This is a genomic window from Neisseria sp. P0020.S003, assembly GCF_051957095.1.
In the GTDB taxonomy this organism is placed as follows: domain Bacteria; phylum Pseudomonadota; class Gammaproteobacteria; order Burkholderiales; family Neisseriaceae; genus Neisseria; species Neisseria subflava.
On sequence record NZ_JBQCWU010000046.1, the window covers coordinates 1 to 605 of the forward strand.

The 605-nt window shown below is 51.6% G+C and carries 1 pseudogene; it reads right to left on the bottom strand.

Features of this window, described 5'->3' with window-relative positions:
- Nucleotides 1–21: 21 nt before the first annotated feature.
- Nucleotides 22–605: pseudogene (locus ACTHTQ_RS11250) on the bottom strand (hypothetical protein); the annotation flags it as partial.

Genomic DNA, 605 nt, shown 5'->3' on the forward strand with positions numbered 1-605 from the left:
TGCTTGGGTTGCGTCGGTTTGTTATTGGTGTTGCGTTGTGTGGATGTTGGTTGCTAAGTTTTGGGTTTTGATATTGGTAGAATTGGAGTCGGCAGGTTTAGTGGGGGCGGGAGTTGCGTTGGGTATATTTTTTTCGGTGAGGTTGTTGTTGTTTTTGGTGGTTTGTTTGGGGTGGTGGTTGGTTTTTTTTGTGTTGGTGGGGTGGGGGTTGTGGTTTTGTGTGTGTTGGTTTTGTTGGGCGGGTGTTGTGGGTTGGGTGTGGGTTTTGTGGTTGGTGTTGTTGGTGGTGGTGGTTTTTTTTGGGTTGGTGTTTGGTTGGTTGTGGGGGGTGGGTGTGTTTGGGTTGCTTGGTGGGGTGGGTGGTTTGCGTGAGTTGGTTTTGTAGGCCGTTTGAGGTAGGGCTTGGGTGTGGTGTGGGTGGTGGGGTGGTGTTGTGTTTTGTTGTGTTGGGTTGGTGTTTGTTGGTTGTTTTTGTGGTTGGTTGGTGGGGGTGGTTGGTGGTTGTTTTTGTTTGTTGGGTGTGGTGGTGTGGTTGGGTGGGGGTGGTGGGTGGGGGGTGGGTGGTGGTGTCAGCAACTCTTCGCGTAATGCGTCCAATTCGGGAG